Source organism: Nitrosomonas sp. Nm166, from assembly GCF_900112825.1.
Classification (GTDB): Bacteria; Pseudomonadota; Gammaproteobacteria; order Burkholderiales; family Nitrosomonadaceae; genus Nitrosomonas.
Window position 1 is genome coordinate 21756 of the sequence record NZ_FONE01000044.1, and the last position, 6446, is coordinate 28201.

Consider the following 6446-nt stretch of genomic DNA (forward strand, 5'->3'; position numbering starts at 1 on the left):
TTACCTCAAATCACTTCTTTAACGAAATGGGCCAAATCCCACACGTGATGACCTTCAATTAGAACGCCGTCACGATTGTCTTTGTCGTACATTATTGTGCCGTAATTACTTGCTTCCTCAAAAGCCAAAAAATCTATCTGTCCGTGGTCTTCCAAGAACAATTTGCGAGCATTTTTAGTAAGCTCTTTGGAAAGTATAACCACCGGCTTGCGATCACGTTGTGCTCTTTCAAATAGCTTTACCTGAATATGATTGTCGTTAAATCCATATCCAACACAAAAGAACGAATTGGCTTCGCGTAATACGGTATCAACCGCATGGACAATTTTTCTAAAAGGATCTTCGTGCGTTTCAGCAAGTTTTTTAAAGCTCGGCGGTATGATTAACGGAATTGCATCAGCTGGTAAATCTATAATGCCTGGCACTGATCTAATTCCGAATTTTTTAAAAGAAAACCAATCTAATGAACCATGTACTTTCCAAATCTCCAGTGTTTTTCCGGCACTTTCTTGCCACAATTCCAAAATTCCAGTGAAGGCTTATCCCCTCTCCATGCCCCCATATAACCAGGTTGAAAATTTGTTCTCCATAAAATATCTGCCGCTTCGCTCGCATATTCAATAAGGCGATCATAGTTTGGTGTAACCACACGTATTAAATTGTTATCGCTGGTAAGCAAGTGTCTTAGAAGTTTGCTCAACGCCAACGTAGCACTGTTATCTCGAACTAATTCTTGAACAATAGCATCCTTGCTTACAATATAGCGCCAGGTATGTGACTTGATCGCCGCGTATATTTCGTCATTCTTCCAAATATCCGTTATATCAATTGCTTGCTCCAGCCCCATCTCTTTCAATTTTTCTTTGAAACTTTGCCACAAAGCATTTTTCAAAAGGTCTGGTTTTTCTTTCTCAATATTATCAATTAGATTTTTACCTAAACTTTCCATGTTAGGTAAGTTATATGCAACAGAAGCTCCGCTACCGATAATTAAAACCGAATTAGCGCGAAGGCAGCTTTGGCAAAACTTCCATCCTTTTTCTACATGTTCTTTTGTGGCTTTACTGGTCATGTATTGCTAGCTTCCTTATCTATTTTTTTACAATTTATAACTAACACACACTCATAAAATGAATTTTTAAAATTTGATCTAGAATTACCGAATCAACCATTACTTTCATTGTAAGAAGCTAGGACATATTTCCGGGTAGAGGCTCGTACTACAGCAGTTAAGCCATCCGTTTTAACTAGGTGCGCTGATCCATAATATGGTGCAATAACGGTTCACTATTATGACATTGGTGAATAAGAACGGCTGCAAGATGTGTACTGTAATACAGTACTATCTTGGCAAGGGGACCCGCTGGCGCGCCCCCGTTGCTTCCCCCCGGCCTGGAGCGCATTCGGCATGAGCCATCATGCACTACAAAACGTATCGCCGTTTTGTGATCACTCGCGAGAAGAGCGTTCCTGCTCCTCTGCACACCATGATCGGAAAGACTTCCGCTCTCCCCTGAACCCCATCGACCAAATCAGTGGATTTGGATAAAGCCCGATTGCCAATTCGGATTTACACGCGCTGATTATTGCTATCGATCTTCTCCGGTACAAGGCGATAGCCAAGCGCGTTCATGATCGAATTGACATTGTCAAAGCGAGGATTGCCCTTGCTGGACAGGGCATGTTGAATGCCCTGGCGGGTCAATCCTGTTTCCTCGGCAATGTTGGTGATGCCCTTGACCTAGGCGATCACGCGCAAGGATGCCAGCAAAGCAGCCGAATTATGATCCTGCGCATATTCATCAAAAATCTCGTCAAGATAGGCGTCGATTTCTTCCGAGTGATTGCGGAAATATTCTTCTTCAACGTCCCTGAATTGACGGTATGTACGTTTAGCCATGATCCTTATGCTCCTTCCAATATTTTTTCGCGTCCTGTATATCCAGGTTCTGACTATCCTTGTCGCCGCCGCACAGTAGAATGACGATCTGATCAGCTTCTTCGCCAAAATATACTCGATAGCCAGGGCCGAAAAATATTCGCAATTCCGAAACCCCTTCGCCGACAGGTTGGCAGTCGCCATGATTCAATCTAGAAATTCTTTAGGAATATACCGCCGAACCGCTGCAATTGATCTGCAAAGCATGGTAAATGAGCTTTTACGAGATAACATTCTTTTTAACTTAACTTCTACATGATGCTTATCATCAGAGTTTTCAGGTAAATCTTTCCATTCAATAATAGTATTTAAAAGTTCATTTTCTTTTTTATGGATGAAGTGTCGCAAAGTTGCCGTAGCTTGATATCCATTATTATTACTGCCATTATGAACAATATCCAAAAGTCTGGCAGTATTAACAGCCTTAATATTATTTATGTCTTTTGCACTAAAATTTGGTTTATCAAGAGGTAATAAGGTATATAAAATTTCCTTTTCTACATCATCAGTAGGATCACAAGGATTTAAATATCCTCCAGGAGGATATTTTCTTGGTTTAGTCATATTCGCATAATGACCTGCTGGAAAAAGATTATTCCAATCATAGATTAAATCAGGGCGATCTTTTTGCGGTAAGAAATGGTCTATATCCATTGCCCACGAATTTTCAAATTTTTCTTCAGTTAAATAGCATTTAGAAAAAAAGCATTCATCAAATGCTTCTAATAAATCTGAAGTGCGATAAGTGCCTGGTTTTTCAGGTTCTGTAGGTTGTTCACCATTGAGATATGCTAGCACCTGATTTATATAGTCTTTAATTTCTTGTGAAGTTAAAGAAGCTGGAACTGCACAATGCCGTCTTATATTGATCATTCTTGAAGCTTACTTTCTAAATCTATGACCTGACTTTCAATTTCCAATCTTAATGAAGGAGTTAAGTATTTTTGATTAACTAAAAGAATGTCTTTAAGTTTTTGTGGATTCTTTTCAATTATTGCATTTCTAACATCCCCAATAATTTTATCCGCTATAGGCGAAAACTCATTATCTAACCCAAAATGCGTAATCATGAGTTCAGAAAAGCTACTTCCTAATAGCCAATCTGAAACTTCGTTTTTGCTTGTAAGATCATAAACTACAGCATTTTTTAAACTTGAAATTATAGCTGGAGAATGTGTGGCAACAATTAATTGTATATTTGGAAACAAGGTGCTGATTAAAGGAAGAATCTCATATTGCATTGAGAGATGAAAATGTGTTTCAGGCTCATCAATTAAAACTATTCCATTAGGATCGAATTTAAAATCATTATTTGATTTTCTAATTAAATCAACATTGATAATTAAATCAATAATGATACTTAAAAAAGCTGAAAATCCTTCAGAAAGCTGATTGAGAGTAATTTTTCTACCGTCTTCAAAATTTACGAAAAATTCAAAATCCTCTTTATAAAATTCTAAAAATAATTTTTTATCTCCAAAAATGGTTTTTAATGAATTTTCTAATTGATCAAAAAATATTTTATTTTGGTTGGTGTTATTTGCTTTTGACTCCATGAAGTCAAAAGCTTCATACACCTTTTTATTGACTAGGTATTGCTTTAATTTCTGAGAAGTCACTTCAACACGATCATTTTTAGGCTTCATATAGAAATCTATAAAATCTTGTTCTTTCGTAACTGTAGATACATCATCAAATTTTACTCTCCGATGAGCTTTAAAGAATGAAATAACGTAATCTTTACTATCCCAATCTTCACCTAAAAATTCATTAGTAACGTTAAGAAACTTTAAAGATACATTTTCTAAATTTTCTATCTCATTCTGCCACTGCTTTACATGTGGATGAGAGGGATTATTGCTTAATGTGGCCTTTAATTTTCTCAAAGGATCGAAGTTTGCTTGCTTGCGGTTCTCAAGATGCGATGCAATAGAATTTAATATTGTAGTTTTACCCGAACCATTTAACCCAGTTAATACAATGTGGCGCTTTTCTTCTAATTCTATTTCTGGGAACACAAAATTTTTAGAAGTATGACAATTATTTACTTTAATCTGAGATATGTAGGGAAACATTTTAATTTTATCAATAACCCAAATTTTGGTCGTCAAAAGGAAATTTTCTAAAAAACAAATTCTCAATCTTATTTCTTCATTCAATTATAGTTTTTTTACAATTGAAATGCTAAGTACCGTTAATTTATGCAGCCCAAACAGTTGAATTTTTAATTATCTTGAAACTCCCCGTGCCAACATTCGCACCCAGATTTAAGTGCCTGTGCAATTTGAAATTTGTTTTTCTTTTCTAACTGGAGTTCTTACGTTCTCAGAAAATATGTCAGCGCAAAGTACCTGATCCATAAATGATTGTCTTAAAGATTTCGAAAATCCATCAACGCCGGATGAATTAGAAAAGATCATCACAAGAGTAAACGATAAAATGTTATCCGCTGTCCGCGCCCAGCATAAATAAAGACAGAGAATCCATTGCTAGGTATTACTTTTGGAAAATTCGGAGGGGTCTTGTCCCCTCAAAAGTCAAGAAAAATGACGGTTTCCATTTGGCGCTGCGCTGAATAGACCCTCCGCAATTTTTCTGGACTTTTTCACCACCGCCTTAGTCGCCCTAGTCGGCAGAGGTTATGCGCGAGGCAAAACGCTTCGCTCAGAACCTCAACACCGAATTTAGGAGAAAAGACTATGAGCACCGAGATCAGAATCTATATTGCAGATTTGGCGGCTTACAATAATGGCAAACTTCACGGCATCTGGATTTATGCGTGCGAGGATTTGGAAGAAATTCAAAAACAAATTAATGAAATGCTGGCAAACAGTCCAGAGCCATTCGCGGAGGAGTACGCAATTCATGATTATGAAGGGTTTGGCGGTTACGCTTTAAGCGAATATGAAGGCATAGAAGCCGCGCACGAAATCGCCTGTTTCGTTGAAGAATACCCAGATTTTGCCGGGGAATTGTTAAATAATTTTGGCGGTGATCTGGAAGAAGCCAGAACGGCGGCAGAGGAAAATTATTGCGGCTGTTATAAATCACTTGCCGACTATGCTCAGGAATTGACAGAGGAAACCACGCAAATTCCTGAAAGCCTTTCTTTCTATATCGATTATGAAAGAATGGGGCGCGATATTGAGCTAAGCGGCGATGTGTTCACCATAGAAACAGGATATGAAGAGATTCACATTTTTTGGAATCACTAACACAAATTAGAGCGCTGTCTGTTCATAGCTGGCAGCGCTTTTTCATTTCTTGGTAAAAAAATCGCGCCGCCGAAATCCTGTAGCTTTCGTCGGCGACTGGAATCAGGGCCATAAAATTTTAAGAATAGCATTATAAATGCTGTTCGATATCCATACGGCCATGCAGAATGCGAATAATTTCAATCAGGCCTTTTGTTTGACGGTAAAAAATCACATGCTTGCCAACGCCATATTTGAAATAGCCTTCCCTGATGTCATCGCAAGCACGGCCAATATCGGGCTGATCCGCCAAATCATGAAACGCGCTGTCAAGCTGTGTCAGATAGCGTATCTGTTGAGCCCTTCCCCATTGTTTACGAGTATAACGGCCAATAGAAAGCAAGTCTTCCATGGCTTTTTGCGTAAGGATGAATGATCCCATCTAATTTTCACTTTCCAGCTCATCCAAAACATTTTGCAAAGAATAATTGGATGGGCCGCTTTTCTCACCTTCGGCCAAAGCATGTCGCAGTGCTTCCAGTTTTGCCTCACGCTCTTCCAGTAGCCGTAGTCCTGCACGTATCGCTTCGCTTGCCGAACCGTAGCGCCCTGTTTCAATCTGATGCACCAGGAATTTTTCGAAATGCTCACCTAGCGTGACACTGGTATTTTTTTGTATCGCCATATCGCTACTCCTCAATTACAATATTTATACCTAATTATAATATTTATTGGTATACGAAGCAATTTAATTGTTTTAAAGATTGATAACATGCGTTTGAGTGGAGTTATCCATCATTGGCTTATTAAGGGATTATTGAGAATTTAATCTCATGATGATTAAATGCATGCTAGTGCCCGTGTCAGCGTTCGCACACAAACCTTCAATTCTTGAGCGATCTGCATTTTGGTTTTGCTGTTTTTTCGTTGCAGCATTTTTCTTGCCCAGGAAACCTGAGCTTTACTTAATTTTCTTGGACGACCAAATTTTTTGCCTCTGCGTTTTGCTGCGGCCATTTGCTCACGTGTCCGGCGTGAAATCACTGCGCGTTCATATTCCGCATCAGAAGCCGCATGAATATACCAACGGCGACCTTCAGGAGTTCTCGTATCGATATTCTGAATCAGCGAACGAAATGTGACGCCATCCTTAGCCCCAATATTGCACGAAGGTAGTGGCAATTCCCAAATAATTCTTTATAATTCAGTTACCTACGTCGAATAAAGAAAAGGAATTGCCAGTGACAAAGTGTACCCATAAATCATTTAATTTTCCAGGTGTAAAAAAGCGTACTGTTGAAGTAAATTTCCAG

11 protein-coding genes are annotated in these 6446 nt (G+C 38.6%); 1 reads left to right on the forward strand and 10 read right to left on the reverse strand.

The genetic code is table 11. The features are described from left to right. Nucleotides 1-5 precede the first annotated feature (5 nt). The 7 genes from BM021_RS12120 to BM021_RS12145 all read right to left on the reverse strand — a co-directional run bounded on the left by BM021_RS12120 (nt 6) and on the right by BM021_RS12145 (nt 4050). A complete protein-coding gene (locus BM021_RS12120) occupies nt 6-518 on the reverse strand; it encodes an SIR2 family protein (RefSeq protein WP_177186374.1) in 513 nt (170 codons plus the stop codon). Next, nucleotides 461-1072, reverse strand: a complete 612-nt coding sequence (locus tag BM021_RS12125; RefSeq protein ID WP_090721298.1) for an SIR2 family protein — start codon at nt 1070-1072, stop codon at nt 461-463. The genes BM021_RS12120 and BM021_RS12125 overlap by 58 nt, the downstream gene beginning before the upstream one ends. 498 nt (nt 1073-1570) lie before the next feature. Then, the gene (locus BM021_RS16185) at nt 1571-1732 is read right to left on the reverse strand and encodes a helix-turn-helix domain-containing transcriptional regulator (RefSeq protein ID WP_371116459.1); all 162 of its coding nucleotides are present in this window, start codon (nt 1730-1732) and stop codon (nt 1571-1573) included. Between the two features lie 9 nt (nt 1733-1741). Next, nucleotides 1742-1900, reverse strand: coding sequence for a hypothetical protein (locus BM021_RS16190; protein ID WP_256207900.1), 159 nt, complete (start codon nt 1898-1900; stop codon nt 1742-1744). Next, on the reverse strand, nt 1893-2090 hold the full coding sequence (locus tag BM021_RS12135) for a type II toxin-antitoxin system RelE/ParE family toxin (protein WP_256207901.1): 198 nt from the start codon (nt 2088-2090) through the stop codon (nt 1893-1895). The genes BM021_RS16190 and BM021_RS12135 overlap by 8 nt, the downstream gene beginning before the upstream one ends. Then, entirely contained in the window at nt 2087-2812 is a 726-nt protein-coding gene (locus BM021_RS12140; protein WP_090721300.1) for a hypothetical protein, read from the reverse strand. The genes BM021_RS12135 and BM021_RS12140 overlap by 4 nt, the downstream gene beginning before the upstream one ends. Then, on the reverse strand, nt 2809-4050 hold the full coding sequence (locus BM021_RS12145) for an AAA family ATPase (protein WP_143074340.1): 1242 nt from the start codon (nt 4048-4050) through the stop codon (nt 2809-2811). The genes BM021_RS12140 and BM021_RS12145 overlap by 4 nt, the downstream gene beginning before the upstream one ends. A gap of 588 nt (nt 4051-4638) precedes the next feature. On the opposite strand from BM021_RS12145, the gene BM021_RS12150 reads away from it, so the two are divergent. Next, complete coding sequence (locus BM021_RS12150) at nt 4639-5154, forward strand: antirestriction protein ArdA (RefSeq protein ID WP_090721302.1); 516 nt, start codon at nt 4639-4641, stop codon at nt 5152-5154. Nucleotides 5155-5284: 130 nt separating this feature from the next. Here the strand turns inward: BM021_RS12150 and BM021_RS12155 are convergent, their stop codons facing one another. The 3 genes from BM021_RS12155 to BM021_RS12165 all read right to left on the reverse strand — a co-directional run bounded on the left by BM021_RS12155 (nt 5285) and on the right by BM021_RS12165 (nt 6315). Continuing rightward, nucleotides 5285-5575, reverse strand: a complete 291-nt coding sequence (locus BM021_RS12155; protein WP_090721303.1) for a type II toxin-antitoxin system RelE/ParE family toxin — start codon at nt 5573-5575, stop codon at nt 5285-5287. Continuing rightward, nucleotides 5576-5818, reverse strand: a complete 243-nt coding sequence (locus BM021_RS12160; RefSeq protein ID WP_090721304.1) for a type II toxin-antitoxin system ParD family antitoxin — start codon at nt 5816-5818, stop codon at nt 5576-5578. It lies immediately after the preceding gene. A gap of 155 nt (nt 5819-5973) precedes the next feature. Then, nucleotides 5974-6315 carry a recombinase family protein gene (locus BM021_RS12165; RefSeq protein WP_177186375.1) on the reverse strand — a complete coding sequence of 114 codons (342 nt, stop codon included), beginning with the start codon at nt 6313-6315 and terminating at the stop codon, nt 5974-5976. Nucleotides 6316-6446: the final 131 nt, after the last annotated feature.

Excerpts from the sequence above, each read along its gene's own strand:
- BM021_RS12125 (WP_090721298.1), bottom strand. The coding sequence starts at position 1,072 with ATGACCAGTAAAGCCACAAAAGAACATGTAGAAAAAGGATGGAAGTTT.
- BM021_RS16190 (WP_256207900.1), bottom strand. The coding sequence starts at position 1,900 with ATGGCTAAACGTACATACCGTCAATTCAGGGACGTTGAAGAAGAATAT.
- BM021_RS12140 (WP_090721300.1), bottom strand. The coding sequence starts at position 2,812 with ATGATCAATATAAGACGGCATTGTGCAGTTCCAGCTTCTTTAACTTCA.
- BM021_RS12150 (WP_090721302.1), top strand. The coding sequence starts at position 4,639 with ATGAGCACCGAGATCAGAATCTATATTGCAGATTTGGCGGCTTACAAT.
- BM021_RS12155 (WP_090721303.1), bottom strand. The coding sequence starts at position 5,575 with ATGGGATCATTCATCCTTACGCAAAAAGCCATGGAAGACTTGCTTTCT.
- BM021_RS12160 (WP_090721304.1), bottom strand. The coding sequence starts at position 5,818 with ATGGCGATACAAAAAAATACCAGTGTCACGCTAGGTGAGCATTTCGAA.